This window comes from Arthrobacter sp. 05T423, from assembly GCF_056396245.1.
Genome location: NZ_JBFTLC010000002.1, coordinates 202,745 through 224,809 on the forward strand (window position 1 = coordinate 202,745; position 22,065 = coordinate 224,809).

20 protein-coding genes are annotated in these 22,065 nt (G+C 66.7%); 11 read left to right on the forward strand and 9 right to left on the reverse strand.

Annotation, left to right across the window (positions count from 1 at the left end):
• Positions 1-50 precede the first annotated feature (50 nt).
• Positions 51-1,169 (reverse strand): alanine dehydrogenase, encoded by a 1,119-nt coding sequence (ald, locus tag AC1DFE_RS03625; RefSeq protein ID WP_476904541.1) that lies wholly within the window; start codon positions 1,167-1,169, stop codon positions 51-53.
• A gap of 234 nt (positions 1,170-1,403) precedes the next feature.
• Between ald and AC1DFE_RS03630 the strand changes: the two genes are divergently transcribed.
• Positions 1,404-2,621: a PucR family transcriptional regulator gene (locus tag AC1DFE_RS03630; protein WP_476904542.1), complete on the forward strand. Its 1,218-nt coding sequence runs from the start codon at positions 1,404-1,406 to the stop codon at positions 2,619-2,621.
• Positions 2,622-2,628: 7 nt separating this feature from the next.
• On the opposite strand, the gene AC1DFE_RS03635 is transcribed toward AC1DFE_RS03630, so the two are convergent.
• The 3 genes from AC1DFE_RS03635 to AC1DFE_RS03645 all read right to left on the reverse strand — a co-directional run bounded on the left by AC1DFE_RS03635 (position 2,629) and on the right by AC1DFE_RS03645 (position 3,781).
• Complete coding sequence (locus AC1DFE_RS03635; protein ID WP_476904543.1) at positions 2,629-2,889, reverse strand: hypothetical protein; 261 nt, start codon at positions 2,887-2,889, stop codon at positions 2,629-2,631.
• 182 nt (positions 2,890-3,071) lie between these two features.
• On the reverse strand, positions 3,072-3,302 hold the full coding sequence (locus AC1DFE_RS03640) for a hypothetical protein (RefSeq protein ID WP_476904544.1): 231 nt from the start codon (positions 3,300-3,302) through the stop codon (positions 3,072-3,074).
• A 47-nt stretch (positions 3,303-3,349) separates the two neighbouring features.
• The gene (locus AC1DFE_RS03645) at positions 3,350-3,781 is read right to left on the reverse strand and encodes a helix-turn-helix domain-containing protein (RefSeq protein WP_476904545.1); all 432 of its coding nucleotides are present in this window, start codon (positions 3,779-3,781) and stop codon (positions 3,350-3,352) included.
• A 48-nt stretch (positions 3,782-3,829) separates the two neighbouring features.
• On the opposite strand from AC1DFE_RS03645, the gene AC1DFE_RS03650 reads away from it, so the two are divergent.
• Positions 3,830-4,657: an alpha/beta fold hydrolase gene (locus tag AC1DFE_RS03650; protein WP_476904546.1), complete on the forward strand. Its 828-nt coding sequence runs from the start codon at positions 3,830-3,832 to the stop codon at positions 4,655-4,657.
• Positions 4,658-4,752: 95 nt separating this feature from the next.
• On the opposite strand, the gene ptsP is transcribed toward AC1DFE_RS03650, so the two are convergent.
• On the reverse strand, positions 4,753-6,438 hold the full coding sequence (gene ptsP / locus AC1DFE_RS03655) for a phosphoenolpyruvate--protein phosphotransferase (protein WP_476904547.1): 1,686 nt from the start codon (positions 6,436-6,438) through the stop codon (positions 4,753-4,755).
• 163 nt (positions 6,439-6,601) lie between these two features.
• On the opposite strand from ptsP, the gene AC1DFE_RS03660 reads away from it, so the two are divergent.
• Genes AC1DFE_RS03660 through AC1DFE_RS03670 form a run of 3 tightly spaced genes read left to right on the forward strand, consistent with a single transcriptional unit; the run spans position 6,602 to position 10,583 of the window.
• Positions 6,602-7,330 (forward strand): TetR/AcrR family transcriptional regulator, encoded by a 729-nt coding sequence (locus AC1DFE_RS03660; protein ID WP_476904548.1) that lies wholly within the window; start codon positions 6,602-6,604, stop codon positions 7,328-7,330.
• Positions 7,331-7,383: 53 nt separating this feature from the next.
• Positions 7,384-9,420: a PTS mannitol transporter subunit IICBA gene (locus AC1DFE_RS03665; protein ID WP_476904549.1), complete on the forward strand. Its 2,037-nt coding sequence runs from the start codon at positions 7,384-7,386 to the stop codon at positions 9,418-9,420.
• Positions 9,420-10,583, forward strand: coding sequence for a mannitol-1-phosphate 5-dehydrogenase (locus tag AC1DFE_RS03670; protein ID WP_476904550.1), 1,164 nt, complete (start codon positions 9,420-9,422; stop codon positions 10,581-10,583). The genes AC1DFE_RS03665 and AC1DFE_RS03670 overlap by 1 nt, the downstream gene beginning before the upstream one ends.
• A 362-nt stretch (positions 10,584-10,945) precedes the next feature.
• Here AC1DFE_RS03670 and AC1DFE_RS03675 read toward each other — a convergent pair whose 3' ends face one another.
• On the reverse strand, positions 10,946-11,818 hold the full coding sequence (locus AC1DFE_RS03675) for an SDR family oxidoreductase (RefSeq protein WP_476904551.1): 873 nt from the start codon (positions 11,816-11,818) through the stop codon (positions 10,946-10,948).
• A 96-nt stretch (positions 11,819-11,914) separates the two neighbouring features.
• Between AC1DFE_RS03675 and AC1DFE_RS03680 the strand changes: the two genes are divergently transcribed.
• The 3 genes from AC1DFE_RS03680 (at position 11,915) to AC1DFE_RS03690 (ending at position 14,154) form a co-directional block, all read left to right on the forward strand.
• Entirely contained in the window at positions 11,915-12,295 is a 381-nt protein-coding gene (locus AC1DFE_RS03680; protein ID WP_476904552.1) for a winged helix-turn-helix transcriptional regulator, read from the forward strand.
• Between the two features lie 131 nt (positions 12,296-12,426).
• Positions 12,427-12,870 (forward strand): MarR family winged helix-turn-helix transcriptional regulator, encoded by a 444-nt coding sequence (locus AC1DFE_RS03685; protein WP_476904553.1) that lies wholly within the window; start codon positions 12,427-12,429, stop codon positions 12,868-12,870.
• 57 nt (positions 12,871-12,927) lie between these two features.
• Complete coding sequence (locus AC1DFE_RS03690) at positions 12,928-14,154, forward strand: MFS transporter (RefSeq protein WP_476904554.1); 1,227 nt, start codon at positions 12,928-12,930, stop codon at positions 14,152-14,154.
• Positions 14,155-14,252: 98 nt separating this feature from the next.
• On the opposite strand, the gene AC1DFE_RS03695 is transcribed toward AC1DFE_RS03690, so the two are convergent.
• The 3 genes from AC1DFE_RS03695 to rraA form a co-directional block, all read right to left on the reverse strand.
• Positions 14,253-15,689: a sugar porter family MFS transporter gene (locus AC1DFE_RS03695; RefSeq protein WP_476904555.1), complete on the reverse strand. Its 1,437-nt coding sequence runs from the start codon at positions 15,687-15,689 to the stop codon at positions 14,253-14,255.
• 263 nt (positions 15,690-15,952) lie between these two features.
• A complete protein-coding gene (locus tag AC1DFE_RS03700; RefSeq protein WP_476904556.1) occupies positions 15,953-17,605 on the reverse strand; it encodes an MDR family MFS transporter in 1,653 nt (550 codons plus the stop codon).
• A gap of 96 nt (positions 17,606-17,701) precedes the next feature.
• Complete coding sequence (gene rraA, locus AC1DFE_RS03705) at positions 17,702-18,232, reverse strand: ribonuclease E activity regulator RraA (protein ID WP_476904557.1); 531 nt, start codon at positions 18,230-18,232, stop codon at positions 17,702-17,704.
• Positions 18,233-18,391: 159 nt separating this feature from the next.
• On the opposite strand from rraA, the gene AC1DFE_RS03710 reads away from it, so the two are divergent.
• The 3 genes from AC1DFE_RS03710 (at position 18,392) to AC1DFE_RS03720 (ending at position 21,965) form a co-directional block, all read left to right on the forward strand.
• A complete protein-coding gene (locus tag AC1DFE_RS03710) occupies positions 18,392-19,693 on the forward strand; it encodes an MFS transporter (protein ID WP_476904558.1) in 1,302 nt (433 codons plus the stop codon).
• A gap of 193 nt (positions 19,694-19,886) precedes the next feature.
• Entirely contained in the window at positions 19,887-20,468 is a 582-nt protein-coding gene (locus AC1DFE_RS03715) for a TetR/AcrR family transcriptional regulator (RefSeq protein ID WP_476904559.1), read from the forward strand.
• A 291-nt stretch (positions 20,469-20,759) separates the two neighbouring features.
• A complete protein-coding gene (locus AC1DFE_RS03720; RefSeq protein ID WP_476904560.1) occupies positions 20,760-21,965 on the forward strand; it encodes an NAD(P)-dependent malic enzyme in 1,206 nt (401 codons plus the stop codon).
• Positions 21,966-22,065: the final 100 nt, after the last annotated feature.

The following is a 22,065-nucleotide window of genomic DNA, read 5'->3' on the forward strand; positions in this document are numbered from 1 at the left end:
GTGGGCCCAAACACGCGGAGGATGACTGCCGTCCAGGACGGCGAGCTAGCTTACGCCGAGACCAGCTCGTGCCAGTCCGCCACGAGCGGAAGGCCGTGTGCTTCGGACACGGAGTTGTGCGCCACGTGACCTGCGGCGATGTTCAGGCCGGCGGCGAGTGCCGGGTCCTTCTCGAAGGCGGCCTTGACGCCGAGGTTTGCCAGGGCGACGCCGTAGCGGAGCGTGACGTTGGTCAGCGCGTAGGTGGAGGTGTTCGGGACGGCGCCGGGCATGTTGGCCACGCAATAGAAGATCGTGTTGTGGACCTTGTACGTGGGCTCCTGGTGCGTGGTGGGGTGCGTGTCCTCGAAGCAGCCACCCTGGTCCACGGCGATGTCCACGAGCACGGAGCCGGGCTTCATCCGGGCCACGAGTTCGTTGGTCACCAGCTTGGGGGCCTTGGCGCCGGGGATCAGGACGGAGCCGATGACGAGATCTGCATCGATAACTGATTTCTCGATCTCGTACTTGTTGGATGCGACGGTTTTGAGCCGGCCCTGGTACTGGGCGTCGAGCTCGCGCAGCCGGTTGATGTTGATGTCCAGGATGGTGACGTCGGCGCCGAGGCCCAGGGCCATGGCGGCGGCGTTGGTGCCCGCGACGCCTGCGCCGAGGACGACGACCTTGGCGGGGCGGACGCCGGGAACGCCGCCGAGCAGCACGCCCTTGCCGCCGGCGGGTGCCATCAGGGACGTCGCGCCGACCTGGACGGAGAGCCGGCCGGCCACCTCGGACATGGGTGCGAGCAGGGGCAGGGTGCGGCCTTCCTGGACGGTCTCGTAGGCGATGGCGGTGACGCCAGAGTTGATGAGCTCCTGGGTCAGCTCGGGCTCGGCGGCCAGGTGCAGGTAGGTGAAGAGGATCAGGCCCTGGCGGAAGCGGTGGTACTCGGCCTTGATGGGTTCCTTGACCTTCATGACCATGTCCGCGCGGGACCAGACCTCGTCGGCGTCGGCGACGATTTCGGCGCCCGCGATGGCGTATTCCTCATCGGTGATGCCGGAGCCCAGGCCCGCTCCGCGCTCGACCAGGACCGAGTGGCCGTTGGTGCGAAATTCGTGAACGCCGGCAGCCGTGATGGCGACGCGGAATTCGTTGTTCTTGATCTCTTTGGGGATACCGATGATCATTTTTTGGGCTCCAGATTCGATGGCCGCAGGGCCGGAATGTGTGGTGGAAGTTGTGTTTCCAGAATAGATCCGGCTGTGAGGCCCACTACATGAGAGGGCTGCCGGTCCAAGGTGAAAACCCCGTCTTTGCGGGGTTTTTCAACACTCCTACTCGACTAATGTCGACCGCCGGGGCGTCAGGTGTCGCCTGATGTCCGTTCGCCCAAGGCGCCCTCGGGGACGTAGTCTGGCAGCATGCAGCAGGACGTGGAACAGCTCGTGGAGCGGGTGGCCCTCAAGCTGGGCCGCGGGCTTTCCCTGGAGGACCTCGATGGCCTTTTGCTTGCCTACAGCTCCAACCAGTCGCATGCGGACCGGGTGCGGGTGAACTTCCTGCTGAGCAAGCGAGTACCGTTGGACGTCAAGAACTGGCAGCTCTCGCACGGCATCGCCACCGCGGTGCGGCCCGTGGTGGTGCCCGCCAATGAGGAGCTGGGAATGCTCGGGCGCGTCTGCGTCCCCCTGCTGGTCCGCGGGTTCCGGGTGGGTTACCTGTGGGTGCAGCTGGACCTGGAGGAGCACAGTGCGACGGCGATCCTTGCCGAGCTGCCCGACGTCCGGGACGAGCTGGATGTACTGTCCGGACTGCTGCTGGATTCCAACACCGCGGAGTCAGAGTTCCGGCGCGGCCGTGAACGCGAGTTCCTGGCCGCCTGTGCCGGGGAAGCCAATGCCGTTGCTGCGGTGGCGGGCTGGAAGGAGATACAGGACCGCGGGCCCTGGCAGCTGGTGACGGTCCTCGACGCGGACGGCTGGATGGCCGGTCCGGATCCCATCGCTTCCACCCTCATCCACCGGGCCGCGGCACTGCAGGCCACCATCGGCGTGGACGCTGTCCTGTTCAGCGCGGGCGCGGAAACCCACTCGGTGGTCCTCTTCCGGGAATCCACGGGGCGCGCCAGCCAGGCGCAGGTGCTGGTGCACTACCAGTTGGAACTTGCCAAGCGTTCCGGCAGGTCTGTGGAGCGGATTATTCTGGGAACCAGTGAGGGATTCAGCCGCGTCAAGGATCTGGCCGAGGCTTACCGGCAGTCCAAGGTTGCTGCGCTGGCCGCCGCGGTTGATCCGCGGCTTGGCGAGCTTGTGGACTGCCGGGCCACAGGGGTGTACCAGCTGCTGGCCTCGGCAGGCGGCGGGGCTGGGGTATGGAGCGACGCCGGTTCGGTGAATTTCCAGGCCCTCGAGGACCATGACCGGAACGGGGAGCTGCTGCCCGTGCTGGAATTGCTTTACGACAACGACGGTTCGGTCCAGGACGTTGCCGAAAAACTGCATCTGCACCGCAGCAGCATCTACAACCGGCTGGGCCGCATCCGGCAGCTGCTGGGCGTGGATCCACTCAAGGGGATGGTCCGGCTGGAGCTGCACGCCGCCCTGAAGGCGCGGCGATGGGCGTCAAGGCCACGCATCTAGCACACGGCTAGGCGGCGTTTCCTTCGCCGCTGGGCAGTTGCTCGGCGGCCCGCTCGGCAGGCCGCTCCGCGGCCCGTTCCAGCGCGACGGCGTCGGGAAGGTGCTGCGGCAGTCCTTGGAGCTGGGTGCGGAACTTGGCGACGCGGCTCTGGATCCACAGGGATACTGCCACGTAAGCCGCGCAGCTGGACGTAAAAACGGCGGTGTCGTTCAGGCCCATGATGATTCCCAGGGCAGCCGCCACACCCATTGCGACGATGCCCGCCACGATGTGCAACCCCCTGAATCTCACCACGAATAAAGAGTAACCCTGCGGGCCAGCCCGAAACCCTGGTTCCGGGCGATCGTTGCTGGATCCTTATCACCCCGTCATTTTTGCGTTCACGGCGGCGGGTTGCAGCCCCGCGCAACGAGAACCTGCCCGGCACTATGCCGGACGGCGTACGCAGCCTAATCCCGGAGGGTGATCAGCTTCCAGGGCAGGCGCGCCGGGTTGGCGGGCGAAACGTCGACTGAGATGTCAGCCCGTGCCATGTCCTCTTCCAGGAACAGGGTTCCTGTGGCGATGCGGGCGTTGTTCGACGCAATGACGCGGCCGTTGGGTCCAAGCAGGACCACCACCGGCTCGCGGAGCTGAAGGGCGCGGGTGGCCGCCGGAGGCGCTATTCCGATTACCTTCAATCTTTGCACGTTTACGGTTCCAGACCACTGCCGTCCTGGGCCGGGCGCTAGTTTCCGCTCGCGCCGTCGGAAGTCGCGCGCTCGGAAGCGTCCCCTGCCTCCGCGGCCGCCTGCTCTTTCTTCTGTCCCTCAAGCCAGGCCATGACGGCGGCGAGCCTGATGCGGCGGTGCGTGCCGCGGTACTCGACGGGGATCTCGCCCCGGTCGGTCATGTTCCGCAGGTACGTGTGGGAGATGCCGGCCAGTTCGGCCGCCTGCGAGGTGGTGAGCATTTCCTCCACGCTGCTCACGGTCACCGCTTCGCCGCGGCTGAACCTGGCCAGGAGGTCGACGACGGCGTCCCTCGCCACGGGCGGGAGCCGGTGGACGGTGCCGTCCACGAACACGGTGATGTCGGTGCCGCCGTCGAGTGCGCGCTGCAGCGCCAGCGCGTCATCGGCAGGAAGGGCGGGTGCCACCCGGGGAGCAATCAGTGCCATGGCAGAAGCCTAGCCGCTGCGGATCGGTGGGCCGGGTATGCTCGGCGGATGAGACTTGCCGATGGAGTTGCAGTAACCGCGAACGGCCTGACGGGCCGCGTGTACGCGTCGAACGCGCCGTCGGCTGCGGGCCAGCCGGTCTATGTGCTGCTGCACGGCATCGGCGTCTCGCACCGCTACCTCGCCCGGCTGCACGTCGAACTGGCCCAGGGCCCGAAAGGGCAGAACCAGCCCGCAGGGGGCCACGCCGTCGTTTATTCCTTCGACCTGCCGGGCTTCGGGGGCACGCCGCGCCCCGGCCGGCAGGTGACGGTAGGCGAATACGCAGCCTTCGTAGCGGCCGTCCTGGCCGGGCGCGGCGTGGAGTCCTGCATCGTGATCGGCCACTCCATGGGAGCGCAGTTCGCGGTGGAGCTGGCGCTGCAGGCGCCCGGGCTGGTGACCAGGACAGTTCTCATGGGCCCGGTGGTGGACTCTGCGCGAAGGAGCGCGGCCTGGCATGCGCTCGCGCTGACACGGGATTCGCTGTTCAGCGAGCCGCCGTCCACCAACGCCACGGTCTTCACCGACTATTTCCGGACCGGCCTTCGGTGGTATCTCACCGAACTGCCCGTGATGCTCGAGTATCCGCTGGAGGACAGGATTCGGGGCGTGGCACGGCCGGTACTGGTGCTCCGCGGCGGAAGGGACCCGATCGCACGCCGGCCGTGGTGTGAATATCTCGCAGCGCAGGCAGCGGACGGGGACTTTGCCGAGGTACCCAGGCGCGGGCATGTGGTTCAGGACACCGGCACCGGGGAAGTCGCGCGGGCCATCCGGCACTGGGCAGGCGCCGCGGCCGAGGGGTCCGCGGCAGCCGGCGGCTCCACGGCCTGAATCCAATATGCCGGATCCTGCAAAACAGGCAGGCGCCCGGAACTCCGGGCGCCTGCCTGTTTGAGGCTGGCGGACCCGTTTCCAGGCCAGCGGAGCTACAGGCCGAGCTCCTCCAGGACGGGCAGCTTTTCGCGGACCCATGCCCGGGCTTCCACGGCGCTGGGCGCTGACAGTGCCAGCTTGCCCAGCTCCTGCGCCTCCGCCAGGGTGACGGTCTTCAGTACGGCGGCCACCGCCGCCAGTGAGCGGGCGGTCATGGACAGTGTGGTGACGCCCAGTCCGGTCAGTACGACGGCGAGGGCGGGGTCCGCCGCGGCCTCGCCGCAGACGCCCACCGGCTTGTTGTGTCCTTCTGCCCTGGAACCCTCAACGGTCAGGCCCACGAGGCGCAGCACGGCCGGCTGCCAGGGCGTGTTCAGTCCGGCGAGGGGACCCAGCTGGCGGTCGGCCGCCATGGCGTACTGGGTGAGGTCGTTGGTACCCAGGCTTGCGAACTGCACTTCGCGCAGGATGGTGTCGGCGGTGAGCGCGGCGGACGGAACCTCCACCATCACACCCGGCGTCTTGATGCCTGCCTCGGCACACATGGTGGCGAAACGTGCGGCTTCCTCGGCCGTCGAAATCATCGGGGCCATGACCCAGACGTCGGCCTCCGACTCCTTTTCGGCTTTTGCGATTGCTTCCAGCTGCCGGTCCAGGACGCCGGGCGTGGTGAAGTCCGTGCGGTAGCCGCGCACGCCCAGGGCCGGGTTGGGTTCGGTGGAGTCGGTAAGGAACGGAAGGGGCTTGTCCGCCCCGGCATCCAGGGTGCGGAGCACCACCTTCTTGCCCGGGAAGGCATCGAATACGCCCTTGTATGCGGCGGCCTGTTCCTCGATGGTGGGCTCGGTGTCACGCTCGAGGAAGCAGAACTCCGTGCGGAAAAGGCCCACGCCCTGGGCGCCGAGCTTGGCTGCGGCCTGGGCATCCTTGGCCCCGCCCACGTTGGCGAGGAGGGGCACGAGGTGGCCGTCCGCCGTCGAGCCCGTCCCGCTGAACTCGGCCAGGAGGGACGCCGTGGCGGCCCAGGCCTCGGCCGCGGCGCGCAGCGACGAGTCCGGGTTTGCCGTGATGGAGCCGGCGGCGCCGTCGACGTACACCTCGGTGCCGTCCGGCAGTTCGTCCACGCCGACGGCGGCCACCACGGCGGGCAGGCCGAGGGAGCGGGCGATGATCGCGGTGTGGGACTGCGGGCCGCCGCCGGCGGTCACCAGTGCGAGGACCTTGTTGGGATCCAGTGTGGCGGTGTCGGCGGGGGCCAGGTCCTCGGCCACCAGGATGAACGGTTCGTTCGACGACGGGATGCCCGGGGCGGGCACGCCGCGGAGTTCGGCGACGATCCGGGAGCGGACGTCCAGGACGTCGGTGGCGCGCTCCGCCATGTAACCACCGAGGTTATGCAGCATTTCCGAAACCGAGGAGCCCGATTCCCAGATGGCCCGCTGCGGCGAAGTGCCGCGTGCGATCAGCTTAGCGGCACCCTTGATCAGCATGGTGTCCTTGGCCATCAGGGCCGTGGCTTCCAGGACGGCCTTGCCGTCACCGGTGGCGTGGTCCGCGCGGGCCTTCAGCTCATCGTGGACCGCACCCGCTGCGGCTTTCAGTGCTGCCGTCGCATCTTCGGGTGTGGTCCCGGCAGCCAGCTGCTCGCCGGCCGGAGGTTCGCTGATGGGCCTGGGCATCTGCCGGACGGTTCCGATGATGCGGCCGGGGCTGACGCCTACTCCTGGGAAGTTCTGCACTGAAGGTCCTCGTTCTCTGCCGGTAGCCAGGCCCGCCGGTATCTGCCCGGGCGGGAGCCCGGAAGCTCGGAACGGCTACGTCCGATGTTGGGTTGCGGTGCCTGGAAAAAATTGTATGTGATTCAGTTCATATAGCGTTGCTATAGGTGCTAGGGTAGCGGTTATGAGTTTCGATGGCCAGCTTCCGCCCAAAATGAGGCTGTTGCGTGCGGCAGCCGAATTGCTGGCCAAATCCGCGGGGGCGGCTGTTTCCACCCGCCAGATCACGCAGCTGGCGGGCGTCACGGCCCCCACCCTCTATCACCACTTCGGTGACAAGGAGGGCCTGTTCGACGCAGTTGTCGCCGCGGGTTTCGAAGAATACGTGGCTGGCGAGCGGGACTTTGCCCCGTCCGGGCAGCCGCTGGTGGACATCCGGCGGATGTGGGACAACCACGTTCAGTTCGGGCTCAATCAGCCCGAACTGTATCTGGTCATGTTCGGTAACATCCGCCCCGAGAGCCGCCCCGCCATCGTTGCCGATGCGGAGGGCCTCCTGGAGGAAATGCTGTACAAGGCCGCGGCGGCCGGCCAGCTGAACGTCCAGCCACGCGAAGCTGCCAGGAGCATCCTGGCCGCCAACGTGGGCGTGACGCTCATGCTGATCGCCGAACCGGCTGCCGAGCGGAACCTTGAGCTGTCCACCATGACCCGGGACGCCATGATCTTTGCGGTGTCCAGGGACCAGGGGCGGGATGCAGGAACGGAGGACTCCGGGAAGTCATCGGTGGTGGTGGCTGCCATCGCGCTGAACGCGGCGCTGCAGGCATCCCACTCGGACCAGCTCACCAGCTCGGAACTCAAGCTCTTTCTCGAATGGCTCCACCGGATCTCCACCAGTTCCACCGGCTAGACGAAACTATCGGACCATCCTGCGGTGCCGCAGGGACCACGTTAGGAAATCACATGGCAACAGAGACAGTTGCAAAACCGAAAACCAGCGCGCGGGTGCACGTCCAGAAATTCGGGACGTTCCTGTCCGGCATGATCATGCCCAACATCGGCGCGTTCATCGCCTGGGGCATCATCACCGCCCTCTTCATTGAGAAGGGCTGGATCCCCGTTCCGCAGCTCGGCGGCTTCGGCACCAACGCCGCGGGTGCGCCGAACACGGGCCTCGTCGGCCCCATGATCACCTACCTGCTGCCGCTCCTTATTGCCTACACCGGCGGCAAGATGGTCTACGACGTCCGGGGCGGCGTCGTGGGTGCCATCGGCACCATGGGCGTGATTGTGGGCGCGGGCATCCCGATGTTCATCGGCGCCATGATCATGGGCCCGCTCGGCGGCTGGACCATGAAGAAGCTCGACGCGATCTGGCACGGCAAGATCCGGCCCGGCTTCGAGATGCTGGTGAACAACTTCTCGGCCGGCATCTGGGGTGCGCTGCTTGCTTTGCTCGGCTTCTACGGGATCTCGCCTTTGGTGACGGCGTTCAGCACGGCCGCCGGTAATTTCGTCCAGTTCCTGGTGAACAACGGCCTGCTACCCCTGACCTCCATCTTCATCGAACCGGCCAAGGTCCTGTTCCTGAACAACGCCATCAACCACGGCGTGCTGACCCCCCTGGGCGTCCAGCAGTCGCTGGCGCAGGGCAAGTCCATCCTGTTCCTGCTCGAGGCCAACCCGGGCCCCGGCCTGGGCATCCTGCTGGCGTACATGTTCTTCGGCCGCGGCGCGGCGAAGGCCTCGGCCCCCGGCGCTGCCATCATCCAGTTCCTCGGTGGCATCCACGAGATCTACTTCCCGTACGTCCTCATGCGCCCGCTGCTGATCCTGGCCGCCATCGCCGGCGGCATGACGGGCATTGCCACCCTTGCCGTCACCGGTGCCGGCCTGGTTGCCCCCGCGGCGCCTGGATCAATCTTCGCGGTGCTTGCGCAGACCTCCCGCGACAGTTACCTCGGCGTGATCCTCTCAGTGCTGCTCGCTGCAACGGTTTCCTTCCTTGTCGCCTCGGTGATCCTGCGCACCACCCGCCACAGTGACGAGGACGACCTCAGTGCGGCCACCAGCCGCATGGAGGAGATGAAGGGCAAGAAGAGTTCCGTCGCCTCCACCCTCACCGGGGCCGGTGCCGCCGGCGGAGTGGGCGTCCTGACCGGTCCCATCAGGAACATCGTGTTCGCTTGCGACGCCGGCATGGGCTCCAGCGCCATGGGCGCCTCCGTGCTGCGCAACAAGATCAAGGCTGCCGGGTTCCCGCAGGTCAACGTCACCAACGCGTCCATCGCGAACCTCACTGACACCTACGACGTGGTGGTCACGCACCAGGACCTGACCGAGCGTGCCACGCCGGCTACGTCCAGCGCTGTGCACGTCTCCGTGGACAACTTCATGAACAGCCCCCGCTATGACGAGATCGTGGAGCTGGTCGAGCGCAGCAATGCTGAAGGAACGGGGGCACCTGCCGCCGGGGCGGCTGCGGGAGTGCCCACGGCCGCGGCCGGGACCACCGGGGCCGGCACCACAGCCGAGACTGCCGCTGCCCCAGAAACTGTTGCGGCGCCGTCGGACATTCTGGTGCCGGAGAGCGTGGTCCTTAACGGCTCCGCCTCCACCCGGGATGCCGCGATTGACGAGGCGGGCCAGCTGCTGCTGGCGCGCGGGGCCGTGGACAACGACTACATCCTCGCCATGCACGAGCGCGAGGAATCCGTTTCCACGTACATGGGCAGCTTCCTGGCCATCCCGCACGGCACCAACGCCGCCAAGGACCACATCCGGAAGTCGGCCGTCTCGGTGATCCGCTACCCCGAGGGCATCGACTGGAACGGCAAGCAGGTCAAGTTCGTGGTGGGCGTGGCCGGTGTGAACAACGAGCACCTGCACATCCTGTCCTCGATCGCCAAGGTGTTCACGAACAAGGCGCAGGTGGCGCAGCTCGAGGCGGCAACATCTGTGGACGAGGTCCTGGAGCTGTTCGGAAAGGTCAACGCATAGTGAAGGCTGTACATTTTGGGGCCGGCAACATCGGCCGGGGCTTTGTAGGACTGCTGCTGCACGAGGCCGGGTATGAGGTGGTGTTCGCTGACGTTGCGGATGCGCTGATCTCCCAGCTCGCCGAGGCGGACAGTTACAGCGTGCACGAGGTGGGGGAGCACCCCGCCGTGCGCACTGTGGACAACTTCCGGGCGGTGAACTCCGGCACCCAGGAGGCACAGCTCATCGAGGAAATCGCGACGGCGGACATCGTCACCACCGCGGTGGGGCCGCACATCCTCAAGTTCGTGGCCCCCGCCATCGCCAAGGGCATTGCCGCCCGGGCCCCGGAGCTGGCGCCGCTGCAGGTGATGGCGTGTGAGAACGCCATCAACGCAACGGATATCCTGCGCGACGCCATCGCCTCGTCCTGGGACGACGCCGCCGGCTCACTGCAGGACACGGCCGTGTTCGCCAACACGGCCGTGGACCGGATCGTGCCCAACCAGGAACCCGGCCAGGGCCTGGACGTGACGGTGGAGACGTTCTACGAGTGGGTCATCGACCGCACTCAGTTCGGCGGTGCCGCCCCGGTGATTCCGGGCGCCACCTTCGTTGACGAGCTAGGCCCCTACATCGAACGCAAGCTGTTCACGGTGAACACGGGGCATGCCTCTGCGGCGTATTTCGGTTTTGAAGCCGGGCTGGAGAAGATCTCCGACGCCATGGCGGATGAGGACGTAGCCGCGGACGTGCGCGCCGTGCTCGACGAGACCAAGCAGCTGCTCGTGTCCAAGCACGGCTTCAGCTACGACGAGCAGGAGGCCTACGTCCAGAAGATCCTGGGCCGCTTCACGAACCCGCACCTGCCGGACACCGTGAACCGGGTGGGGCGCGCGCCGCTGCGCAAGCTCAGCCGGCATGAGCGGTTCATCGGCCCGGCGGCGGAACTGGCCGAACGCGGGATTGTCCCCGAGGCCCTGCTCGGGGCGATCGCAGCCGCCCTGCGGTTCAACGATCCCGCGGACACCGAGGCCGTCGAGCTGGGCCAGATCCTGGCAACGTCAGAGCCTGCCGCTGCCACGGAGCGCATCACCGGGCTGGGCCAGGACCACCCGCTCTTCGCGGCCGTCTGCGGACTCGTCGAGGAGCGCAAGGCGGAGGACGTCGCAGCCCCGGCCTAGCCCGCCGCCCTGAACGTAACGAAAAGGCGACGCCGGAACTCCAGGTGAGTTCCGGCGTCGTGCGTTTAACGGAGCACATCAGACGCTCTCTCAGATCCTGCGGTTTCTGGCCTGATCCTCTCTCACTTCCTGCGGCTCTTCCCCCCACGCCCTATCAGGTCCTGTCGCTTCCACCGCCACGCTCGCGCACTGGAAGCCGGGACAGGCCGAAGCCTGCTTACGCCAGGTGCGGGGAGCGTTGGCCCAAAGCCTGCAGGATGTGAGTGAGGATCGCCCGGAATCCTGCAGGTACTGATTGAGGGTTGGAAGAAAACCTGCAGGATCTGCTGGAGGGTTGTGGCTGAAAGGGTTTGGGTGCCGGGTCAGCTCGCCCGGAGACTCACTGCGGCAGCCTGGACGGCCTCGCGCAGCGGCGTCGTGGGGCGTCCGAGCAGGGCACTGAGGTCACCGCTGGTGACCAGGAGGTCGCCGCGGGCGATGCCGAGGTCGCTGTCCGCGAGGATAGCCGCGTACGGCTCGGGCAGCCCGGCGTCCACGAGGACCTGGGTGTACTGCTCCGCGGGCAGATCCGTGTACGTCACGGGCTTGCCGGCCGCTGCGCTGACTTCACCCGCCAGTTCACTGAGGGTGAAAGCGTCGTCGCCGCCCAGCTCGTAGACCTTGCCGGCCTGGTCAGCGCGGAGCAACACAGCCGCGGCCGCCGCGGCGTAGTCAGCCCGGGCGGCGGCGCTCACCCGGCCGTCGCCGGCGCTGCCGAGCACGGCGCCATGCCGGACCTGAACCGGGAGCTGGCCGGTGTAGTTCTCCAGGTACCAGCCGTTGCGGAGCAGGACGAAAGGCACGCCGGAGCCCCGCAGGATTGCTTCAGTGGCGATGTGCTCGTCGGCCAGCTTCATGGCGGTGGTGTCCGCATTGGCAACGCTGGTGTAACCGATCAGGCCGACGCCGGCCTCCTTGGCCGCTTCGATCGCGTTCCGGTGCTGCTCGACACGCTGGCCCACTTCGCTGCCGGAAATCAGCAGCACCTTGTCCGCACCGGCGAACGCCTTCCGCAGCGACTCGGGCTGGCTGTAGTCGATGGGGCGGACCTGGACGCCGCGCTGGCCGAGGTCAGCGATCTTGTCCACGGTACGGCCTGCGGCCACAATCTGCTCCGCGGGCAGGCCGCCTTTGAGCAGTGCTTCGACAACAAGGCGGCCGAGCTGGCCGGTAGCCCCGGTAATAACGATGGTCATGATGGTCCTTTCTGAGGTGACTGTCAGGGGTGCCAACACCGACCCTTCCCGGTTGCTTCCCAAAAGAGAGTACGCACTTTGAGGTAAGGTACTGATATGAAGGTAAGTACCCCGGTCAAGGCCCCCGCGATCCCCTTCGCCGGCGGGATCTTTCCCGCAGGATGCCCCAGCCGGACCGTTCTGGACCATGTCACCAGCAAGTGGGGCGTGCTGCTCCTGGTGGCTTTGTCAGAGGGGCCCCAGCGCTGGAGCGAACTCCGCCGCCGTGCCGAAGGCATCAGCGAGAAGATGCTCGCCCAAACACTGAAGACCCTCGAAGCCGACGGGTTCGTCCGCCGCGACGCCCAACCGGTCATTCCTCCCCGGGTGGACTACAGCCTGACTGGCCGCGGGCACGAACTGGCCGCCCTGCTGCTGCCGCTGGTGGCCTGGGTGGCCGAGCACGCCGAGGCGATCGTGACCCGTCAGGCGAACTAGGACGCATCCCTGGGTGGCATTACTGATCGGTGCGGGCCGCCCTGCAATCGACGGTTCCCTGCCCGCCGTCGTGATCTTCAGTTCAACTTCGCCCTTGTATTTAGGCTACCTAACTATTAGGATACCTAAGTATGAACACAAAGAATGGCCCGGCGCTGCAGGAGCTTGCGCAGGACTTCCGCGAGGCCCTGCGGCACAGCGTGTACCTGGTCCGCCGCCTCGACGCGGACGGTGACCTGAGCGCCGCCCAGCTGAGCACACTCAAAATGCTGCTCGACGACGGCGTCCGGGTGGGTGAGATCGCCCGGAACCTGGGCGTCAGGGTGCCCAGCGCCACCGAACAGATCATCAAGCTCGAGCGGGCCGGACTGGCCCGCCGGGAAGCGGATCCGGACGACTCCCGCGCGGTCCGCGTTGTGCTGACCGCGGAAGGCCGCGACGCCGTCGAATCCGCCAACCAGCGGCGGAACGCCGTCATGGCCGGCATTCTCGAATCCCTCACCGACGATGACAGGCGTGCCCTCGCGGCCGCCCTCCCCGTCATCGAAAAGATCAACAGCACTCTTCAAAACTGACGAGAAAAACTGACAAGCCACCCAAAACTGATCCAGCGACACTTAGGAGATCCCTCCATGGACGGCCAGCTCGCAGATACCCTGCCGGCACCACAATCCACCCTCGAGGCAGAGAAGGCCTCATTCCTCAAGCAACCGAAGGCGGTCTGGGCCACGGCGCTAGCAGCCGTGTTCGCCTTCATGGGCATCGGCCTGGTGGACCCCATCCTGCCGGCCATCGCCAAGAACCTGGACGCCAGCCCCAGCCAGGTCTCACTGCTGTTCACCAGCTATTTCCTGATCACGGCCGTGGCCATGCTCCTCACCGGCTTCATCTCGTCGCGGATCGGCGGCAAGCGCACCCTGCTGGCCGGACTGGCCGTGATCGTGGTGTTCTCCTCGCTCTCGGGTCTGTCCGGAAGCGTCGGCGAACTGGTCGGATTCCGGGCCGGATGGGGACTCGGTAACGCACTTTTCGTGGCCACAGCGCTCGCCGTCATTGTGGGGGTGGCCAGCGGCGGTGCCGGCACAGCGATCATTCTCTATGAGGCCGCCCTTGGCCTGGGCATCTCGTTGGGCCCCCTCCTTGGCGCACTCCTCGGCGGCTGGCAGTGGCGCGCCCCGTTCTTCGGCACGGCCGCGCTCATGGCCGCCGCCTTCATCGCGCTCACCGCGCTGCTTCCGAAAACCCCGCTGCCGGCCCGGAAGGTGAGCCTGGCCGATCCGCTGCGGGCCCTGGGCAACAAAGGGCTGCGGACGACGGCGGCCAGCGGACTGTTCTACAACTACGGCTTTTTCACCGTGCTCGCCTTCACCCCGTTCATCCTGGGCATGGACGCGTACGGCATTGGCGGGGTGTTCTTTGGCTGGGGCGTCGCCGTCGCCGTCTTCTCGGTCTTCGTGGCCCCGGCGCTGCAGAACCGCTTCGGTGCCACGAAAGTGCTCCTCGGCACGTTGTTCCTGCTGATGCTGGATATGGCAGGCCTGGGGCTGGCCGCAGGCCATTCGGTGCCCGCCGTCGTTACGCTCGTGGTGGTCTCGGGAGCGCTGCTGGGCATCAACAACACCATCTACACCGAGCTGGCCATGGGCGTCTCGGACTCGCCGCGCCCCGTCGCCTCAGCCGGGTACAACTTCGTCCGCTGGATGGGAGGCGCCCTGGCGCCCTTTGCCGCGGCGCAGCTGGGTGAGCACTTCGGGCCGCAGGTTCCGTTCTTCGCCGGAGCGGTGGCGATGATTGTCGCCATGGCAGTGGTGGCCGGCGGGCGGCGTTACCTCGCGGCCCACGAACCGCACGTGGTCTGACCGGCCGCCCACAAAACAAAAGACGCTCACGTTCCCGGGACAGAGTCCGCAGGGAACGTGGGCGTCTTCCGTTTCATGCCGGAGGAGCCAAGAGCCGGTCAGACCTTGACGGACCCCTTCGGAACAAACAGGGTCTCCGCCTGTTCCAGCGACATGCCGTTCGTCTCCGGCACCTTGTACATAACGAAGAAGAACGAGGCTGCCGCGAAGAGTGCGTATATGGCGTACGTCAGCGGCAGCGAGACTGCGGCCATCACGGGGAAGCTCAGCGTGATGGCAAAGTTGGCGATCCACTGGGCGGCGGCGGCCAGGCCCAGGGCGCGGGCGCGGATCCGGGCCGGAAAGATTTCGCCCAGCAGGACCCAGACCAGAGGTCCCCAGGACGCGCCGAAGCTGATCACGAAGACGTTCGCGGCCACGAGGGCAACAGGGCCCCAGGCGCCGGGGAGCGTGATGTCGGAGCCGGTGCCCGTTGCCGAGGCGAAGGCCAGGGCCATGGCGCCGAGGGAAACGGCCATGCCGATGGAACCGGCCAGCAGGATGGGGCGGCGGCCGATCCTGTCCACGAGGGCGATGGCCACGAGCGTGACCAGGATGTTGGTGATGGACGTGGCCACCGAAATGGTCAGCGAGTCCTTCTCCTGGAAACCCACGGCCTCCCAGAGCGTGGTGGAGTAGTAGAAGATCACGTTGATGCCTACGAACTGCTGCAGGACGGACAGGATGATGCCGATCCAGACCACGGCCTGCAGCCCGAACGCCTTGCCGCGGAGGGAGCCCTTCCGGCCCGCGAGCTGGTCCTCCTCGATGGCCTCGCGGATTTCACGCAGGTGGCGGTCGGTGTCCTCGTCCGGGGCGATGGAGTCGAAAACCTTGCGGGCCAGGTCCTCTTTGCCCTGCACCACCAGGAAGCGCGGGGACTCAGGCAGCGTGAACGCGATGACGCCGTAGAGCACGGCCGGAACAGCGGCGGCCAGGAACATCCAGCGCCAAGCCTCGATGCCCAGCCAGAACGCCTGGTGCGCTCCGCCGGCGGACGTGGCGAACAGGGCGTCGGACAGCAGTGCGGCGAAGATGCCCGTGGTGATGGCCAGCTGCTGCAGCGACGCGAGCCGGCCGCGGACGTGCCGGGGAGAGATTTCGGAGATGTACGCGGGGGCGATCACCGAGGCCAGACCGATGCCGAGCCCGCCCACCAGGCGCCAGAAAATGAGGTCCCAGATGCTGAAGCAGAATCCTGTACCGATCGCGCTGATGAGGAACAGCAGCGCCCCTAGCTTCATCGCGGGGATGCGGCCGTAGCGGTCCGCCACCTTGCCGGCCATGTAGGCGCCGGCGGCGCAGCCCAGCAGCGCGACGGCCACGGCAAAACCGGTGACAGCCTCACCGAGCGCGAATTCGGCCTTCATGGCATCCACGGCGCCGTTGACCACGGAGGAGTCGAAGCCGAACAGGAAGCCGCCCACGGCGCCGGCGAGAGCCAGCCAGATCACCCGCCTGGGGATCCTGGTGGTTGTTTGCTCGTCGGTGGACATGGTTCTCCCTTGGTTCGGGGGTGGGTGGATGCGGTGCAAACGTCGTCGGCTGCGGAAACCGGCCCTCTCGGCCGGCGCACACGCGCCTAACAGTGTGCCACGTCACCGCGCGCTGATCCACTTCGGGACGGGGGACGACGACGGCGGGCCGTGCCGCCGTCGTCGTCCCTTTTGGTGCCGCAGGCGGCGGACTTCCGGGAAAGAAAACGGCAGACACCCGGGGGTGCCTGCCGTAACGCAGGGGGAAGTACCGCAAGCGCTGCCTAGTGGGCGGCCGCGGGCTCCTTCATGACTGCCTTGGGGTCGGTCAGTTTCTTCTTCGGCAGCGCGAAACTGATGAGGAAAGCGATGCCGGTGAGGACGGCGGCGGTAAGCATGACGGTGTCGATCGACTGGGCAAAGCCCTCCGTGATGGGCCGGGTGAGCACGGGGTTTGCGGAGTGCAGCCAGCTGGTGTCGTTGAGGGAGTCGTTGCTGGCGCCGTTCTTGAAGAAGTCGTAGAGCTTGGCGTTGGCGGGATCGGCGGCGACGGCCGGGTCCTTCAGGACCTTCAGGTAGTCGGCGTTCTGCGTGGCGTCCTTCATGCCGTTGGCGATCTTGTCGGCGGCCAGGCTGAACAGCATGGAGATGAACACCGCCGTGCCGACGGCGCCGCCCATTGAACGGAAGAATGCGGCGGTGGAGGTTCCCACGCCCATGTCTTTCGAGGGCACCGAGACCTGCATCGCGAGGGTGAGCGGCTGCATGCAGAAGCCCAGGCCCAGGCCGAAGAAGACCGCGATCAGTCCGGGAACCCAGAGTTCGGTGTCAGCGCCAAGCGAGAGCCCCAAGACAATGGCGGCGGTGGTCAGGATGGCGGTGCCCAGGATCGGGAAGATCCGGTAGGTGCCCGACGACGAGATGGTCCGTCCGGCGGTGATGGAGCCGGTCAGGATGCCGATCGTGAAGGTGATCATCATCAGGCCGGCCTCGGTGGGGGTGAGGCCCTTGACCAGCTGCAGGTACATCGGGAGCATGGCGATCGCGCCGAACATGCCGATACCGATGATGAAGTTCAGCAACGAGGACAGCCCGAAGGTGATGTTCCGGAAGAGGCGGAGCGGAATGAGCGCGTAGTCCCCGGCGCGGCGCTCGGCCAGCAGGAACACAATGATGCCCAGGACGCCCAGGCCGTAGCAGACAAAGGAGTTGGCCGAGGTCCAGCCCCAGCTGCGGCCCTGTTCGGCGACGAGCAGCAGCGGCACGATCGCCAGCGTGATGGCGGCGGCGCCCCAGTAGTCGATCCGCTGTTTGACGTGCTTGGCGGGCAGGTGGAGGTAGAGGAATACCACGGCCAGCGCGGCCAGGCCGATGGGCAGGTTGATGAAGAAGACCCAGCGCCAGCCGTCGAAGCCCAGGATGCTTTCGGAACCGGCGAAGGCGCCGCCCACCACCGGCCCGAGGACCGAGGAGATGCCGAACACGGACATGAAATAGCCTTGGAACTTTGCCCGGTCTTTGAGCGCGACGATGTCGCCGATGATGGTCAGCGCCAGGGCCAGCAGGCCGCCGGCGCCCATGCCCTGGATGCCGCGGGCGATGGCGAGTTCGGTCATCGAATGCACCGATCCGGCATACAGCGAGCCGGCCAGGAAGATGATGATTGCCGCGAGGTACAGCGGGCGGCGGCCGAAGATGTCGCTGAGCTTGCCGTACAGCGGCGTGGTGACCGTGGACGTGATGAGGTACGCGGTGGTGGCCCACGCCTGGAGGGAGAGCCCGTCCAGGTCGTTGGCGATGGTGTAGATGGAGGTGGACACAATCGTCTGGTCCAGCGAGGAAAGGAACATGCCGAGCATCAGCCCCACCATGACGGTGATGGTCTGCCGCTGCGTCAGGGCCTCTCCGGGCGCGGGTCCGGCGGTGGTTTTGGACATGGCTGCTCCAGGGTCAAGAGAACGGGGGATCGCATTTGATAGTTGCTTTCAGTAACTATGTTACTTGCTGCTTTGTTCCCCGGAGCAACGTGTTCCTCAACGCTCGACGAGGATGCCGTCCGGGTCGCACCAGATGGCGGCGCCGGTGCGGATGGTCACGCCGTCGATCAGCAGGTCCACATCAGTCTCTCCCGCCCCGGCCTTGGCGCTCTTGCGCGGGTTGCTGCCGAGGGCCTTGACGCCCAGGGGCAGTTCCGCGATCGCTTCGCGGTCGCGGATGGCGCCGTTAATGACGACGCCGGCCCAGCCGTTTGCCACGGCGCTCGCCGCGATCAGGTCCCCCATCAGCGCGGTCCGCAGGGAACCGCCCCCGTCAACGACGAGCACGGCGCCGTTGCCGGGTGTGGCGAGGACGGACTTGACCAGGGCATTGTCCTCCAAGCAGCGCACCGTCCGGACGGGGCCGCTGAAATGCGTTCGTCCGCCCAGGGACTGGAACTGCAGGGAGATGGAGTCCAGTTCGTCGCCGCGCTCATCGTAGAGGTCGGCGGTGTTGACGGTGGCGCCATTGACGGCGGCATTGCTGACGGGGGCTGCGGCGGAGTGGCTGGCGGGCGAAGCGGTCATTGGTTCTCCTCGGACGGTTTCTTGGCCTCGGTCTAGAGCAACGCGGGGTCACTTAGCGCCCGATGGGATGCCCAAATTGGGCCGTAAGTGACCCCGCGTTGCTGGTGGCTCCCACGATAGTCTGATTCCATCATCACGATGTTCCAGGGGGAGACCGCAATGAGCCTGTCCGACATACCCGGTGCGGTACCCGATCCCGGCCTGGTGGGCACCCGGCAGTCCGCCGCGCTCGCTGAACCGACGCAGCGGGTCAGGCCACTCTGGATCACGGGCGTGGTGCTGGTCAACCTCGGCATCAATGCGGCGTTTTTCGGTCCCATCCAGGTGCTCCTCGCACAGCAGGCGGCACATTTCGACCCCGGGCAGAAGGAAGCCATCCTCGCCCTCGTGACCGGCGCCGGCGCCGCGGTGTCGCTGGTGGCCAATCCGCTCTTCGGCGCCTTCAGCGACCGCACCGCATCCCGGTTCGGCCGGCGCGTGCCGTGGGTCCTGGCCGGTGCTGTCCTCGGCGCGGCCGCCCTGGCGGGGCTGGCCGGCGCCCCGAATGTGGCAGTGATGACGGTGCTCTGGTGCCTGGTTCAGGCCGGCTGCAACGGCGCCTACGCCGCAATCACCGCTGCCGTTCCCGACAGGGTCCCCGTTCCGCAACGCGCGACCATCGGCGGGCTGGCAGCGATGGGACAGACGGCCGGAATTCTCGTCGGCGCGGTGATTGCCGCCGTCGTCAGCGGAAACTTCATGCTGGGTTACATCATTTGTGCCGCGGCCCTTGTGGCGGGCGTCGTGATGTACCTGGTCAGGAGCGATGACGCGCCGCTCCAGGCGGCGTCTGCCCGGTCGATGAACTGGGCCGGCTTCCTGCTCGGGTTCATCAGGCCCCTGCGCCACCCCGATTTCGCCTGGGCCTGGATTACGCGGCTGCTGGTCAACATCGGCAACCACATGGTCACCCTGTACCTGCTGTTCTTCCTGGCGGACGCCGTCCACCTGAAGGAAACCACGGGGCTCGAACCCGCTTTCGGCGTGCTGGTGCTGACCGGGCTCTACGCCGTGTTCGTGATCATCACCAGCGTGGTTGGCGGCAGACTGAGTGACAGGATGGGCAAGCGCAAGCCGCTGGTGATCGCATCGTCGGTGATCATTGCCGTGGCATCACTGATTCTGGCCTTCGCCCCCACGTGGGTGGGTGGCATCGTGGGTGCGAGCGTTCTTGGGATCGGCTTCGGCGCCTACCTCGCCGTCGACTTCGCACTGATTACGCAGGTGCTCCCCAGCGCTGCCGACAGGGGCAAGGACCTTGGCGTCATCAACATCGCCAACTCCCTGCCGCAGGTCCTCGCCCCCGCTCTTGCGTGGCCGTTCGTCACCCTCTGGGGCGGCTACGTGTCCCTTTACGTAGCCGCCGCCGTGATCGGCCTGCTTGGCGCCGTGTTCGTGGTGAAGATCAAGGGCGTCGACTAGCTGCATATTGGCCGGGTGCCTGTTCTGCGGCATCTTGAACCGGGCCGCTTAGAACACGGTTGGCACCTTCGGCTCCCAGGGAACCCGGAGGCTCCGTGCCGTATAGTGGAGTGCGAATCGCGGCAGGACCGGGAATGGGGCTCTCCCTGACTGCCCAGGAATCTCAACCTCCGGACTGATGATGCTTGAATCTATGCCTGATCTTCCGCCCATGGCCGCCCCGCCTACCCTTCCCCGACAGCAGCGCCGCTATCACCGGATTCTCGAGGTGGCTGCTGGCTTCGCGCGGAAGGGCCTTAAGTCCGTAACCCTCTCCGAGGTTGCCGCCCAGGCCAACGTCCCCCTGGGCACCCTGTACCGCTACTTTCCCTCCGCCACGCACCTGATGCTGGCGCTCTACCGGCACCAGCTCGGCGAGCTCAAGACGGGAACCGGGCCGGGCGCAGTCCGCATCCACGCGCTCTCCGGCGTGGCGATGGAAATCTTCCACATGCGCGTCATGCAGCCGGCTGTGGAACAGTGCCTCAGCCAGGGCGTCTACCTCAAGGACCGTGACACCACCGGCCTGCTGCGGGACATCGACTCCCTGGCGGAACGCGCCGTCGCCTCCGTCTGCGGCGACGCCGCCATCGCCCGCGTTCTGCTGTTGACGGTCACCGGTCTAGTCCAGTCCGTACGCAGCCGCAGGCTTTCACTGTTCGAGGCGGAGGAAGATTTGAAGAAGGCGTGCACCCTGATGATGCCGGCCGCCCGTCAGGCGCGGAATAGTGCGTAACCGGTCTAGACCAGTAGGTCTGTTTTCGGCCCCAAATCGGTGAAATAAGCCACAAGTCAGCTTTAAATGCGTTTTTTTCGGTCCTAGGTGCCTTAAACGGCAAGACGTGGGCCTTTGTCCTGTCTAACATGGCAATAGCGGAGTGGCCAGCACCCACCAGCTCCACGGGCTTTCTGACGGGACCCGCCACCCTTGGGCCGTCAGCGGAAGCGCGTATCTGACCATCTTGAGCCTCGAACGCTTGAGCCATACTGTGCCGTGCGCCCACGGCTAGCCACAGGAGACAACGACGTGTCCACTGAAACTATCGCTCCGAACGACACCAGCGCAGCCACCGCGCTGACCGACCAGGAAATATTCGCTGCCCACGAGGGCGGCAAGCTTTCCATCGCCAGCACCGTCCCCCTCAGCAACAAGCGCGACCTCTCCATCGCCTACACGCCCGGCGTTGCCCAAGTCAGCCGCGCCATCCACGCCGATCCGGAACTCGCCAAGAGCCACACCTGGGCCCAGCGCCTCGTGGCCGTCGTCAGCGACGGCACGGCCGTCCTCGGCCTGGGAAACATCGGCGCCAGCGCCTCACTGCCCGTCATGGAAGGCAAGTCTGCCCTCTTCAAGGCCTTCGGCGAGCTGGACTCCATCCCCTTGGTCCTCAACACCACCGACGTGGACGAGATCGTGGAAACCCTCGTCCGCCTGCGCCCCAGCTTCGGCGCCGTCAACCTCGAGGACGTCGCCGCTCCGCGCTGCTTCGAGCTGGAAGAAAAGCTCATCGAAGCCCTGGACTGCCCCGTCATGCACGATGACCAGCACGGCACCGCCGTCGTGGTCCTCGCTGCTTTGACCGGTGCCGCCAAGGTCACCGGCCGTGGACTCGAAGAACTCCGCGTGGTGATTTCCGGTGCCGGCGCCGCGGGCATCGCCATCGCCGAAATCCTGCTCACCGCGGGCATCGAGGACGTGGTGTTGCTGGATTCCCGCGGCGTGATCAACTCCGAGCGTGCCGACATCGCCGCAGACCCCGCCAGCAAGAAGGCGCAGATGGCGGAGCGCAGCAACCCGCGCGGCATCTCAGGCGGTCCAGGGGAAGCCCTGCTGGGCGCTGACGTCTTCGTCGGCGTGTCCTCCTCCAAGCTGGCTGAGGAACACCTGAAGCTGATGAACCACAGCTCCATCGTGTTCGCGCTGTCCAACCCGGACCCCGAAGTCCTGCCCGAGGTCGCGTCCAAGTACGCCGCGGTGGTGGCCACCGGCCGCAGCGACTTCCCCAACCAGATCAACAACGTCCTGGCGTTCCCCGGCATCTTCCGCGGCGCGCTCGACGCCGGTGCACGCCGCATCACCCCGGCCATGAAGGTTGCCGCGGCGCGCGCCATTGCCGAACTGGCCGACGACAAGCTGTCCGCGTCCTACATCGTGCCCAGCCCGCTGGACCCGCGCGTAGCTCCCGCCGTCACGGCCGCGGTTGCCGCGGCGGCGGAGGCCGAAGCCAACTAGGGCTTACTGAAGGCCCGACGGCGGTGCCTCCCGTGCTGGGGAGGCGCCGCCGTCGTCGTTCCCGGCAATGTCCGTGCCCGGCGGAGTGCAGAGCAAGCCC

What these genes read in the sequence shown, in the direction of transcription:
- AC1DFE_RS03660 (WP_476904548.1), top strand. Translation starts at nt 6,602, where the DNA reads ATGAGTTTCGATGGCCAGCTTCCGCCCAAAATGAGGCTGTTGCGTGCG.
- AC1DFE_RS03685 (WP_476904553.1), top strand. Translation starts at nt 12,427, where the DNA reads ATGAACACAAAGAATGGCCCGGCGCTGCAGGAGCTTGCGCAGGACTTC.
- AC1DFE_RS03680 (WP_476904552.1), top strand. Translation starts at nt 11,915, where the DNA reads ATGAAGGTAAGTACCCCGGTCAAGGCCCCCGCGATCCCCTTCGCCGGC.
- AC1DFE_RS03665 (WP_476904549.1), top strand. Translation starts at nt 7,384, where the DNA reads ATGGCAACAGAGACAGTTGCAAAACCGAAAACCAGCGCGCGGGTGCAC.
- AC1DFE_RS03690 (WP_476904554.1), top strand. Translation starts at nt 12,928, where the DNA reads ATGGACGGCCAGCTCGCAGATACCCTGCCGGCACCACAATCCACCCTC.
- rraA (WP_476904557.1), bottom strand. Translation starts at nt 18,232, where the DNA reads ATGACCGCTTCGCCCGCCAGCCACTCCGCCGCAGCCCCCGTCAGCAAT.
- AC1DFE_RS03700 (WP_476904556.1), bottom strand. Translation starts at nt 17,605, where the DNA reads ATGTCCAAAACCACCGCCGGACCCGCGCCCGGAGAGGCCCTGACGCAG.
- AC1DFE_RS03715 (WP_476904559.1), top strand. Translation starts at nt 19,887, where the DNA reads ATGCCTGATCTTCCGCCCATGGCCGCCCCGCCTACCCTTCCCCGACAG.
- AC1DFE_RS03650 (WP_476904546.1), top strand. Translation starts at nt 3,830, where the DNA reads ATGAGACTTGCCGATGGAGTTGCAGTAACCGCGAACGGCCTGACGGGC.
- AC1DFE_RS03630 (WP_476904542.1), top strand. Translation starts at nt 1,404, where the DNA reads ATGCAGCAGGACGTGGAACAGCTCGTGGAGCGGGTGGCCCTCAAGCTG.
- AC1DFE_RS03710 (WP_476904558.1), top strand. Translation starts at nt 18,392, where the DNA reads ATGAGCCTGTCCGACATACCCGGTGCGGTACCCGATCCCGGCCTGGTG.
- AC1DFE_RS03645 (WP_476904545.1), bottom strand. Translation starts at nt 3,781, where the DNA reads ATGGCACTGATTGCTCCCCGGGTGGCACCCGCCCTTCCTGCCGATGAC.
- ald (WP_476904541.1), bottom strand. Translation starts at nt 1,169, where the DNA reads ATGATCATCGGTATCCCCAAAGAGATCAAGAACAACGAATTCCGCGTC.
- AC1DFE_RS03675 (WP_476904551.1), bottom strand. Translation starts at nt 11,818, where the DNA reads ATGACCATCGTTATTACCGGGGCTACCGGCCAGCTCGGCCGCCTTGTT.
- AC1DFE_RS03695 (WP_476904555.1), bottom strand. Translation starts at nt 15,689, where the DNA reads ATGTCCACCGACGAGCAAACAACCACCAGGATCCCCAGGCGGGTGATC.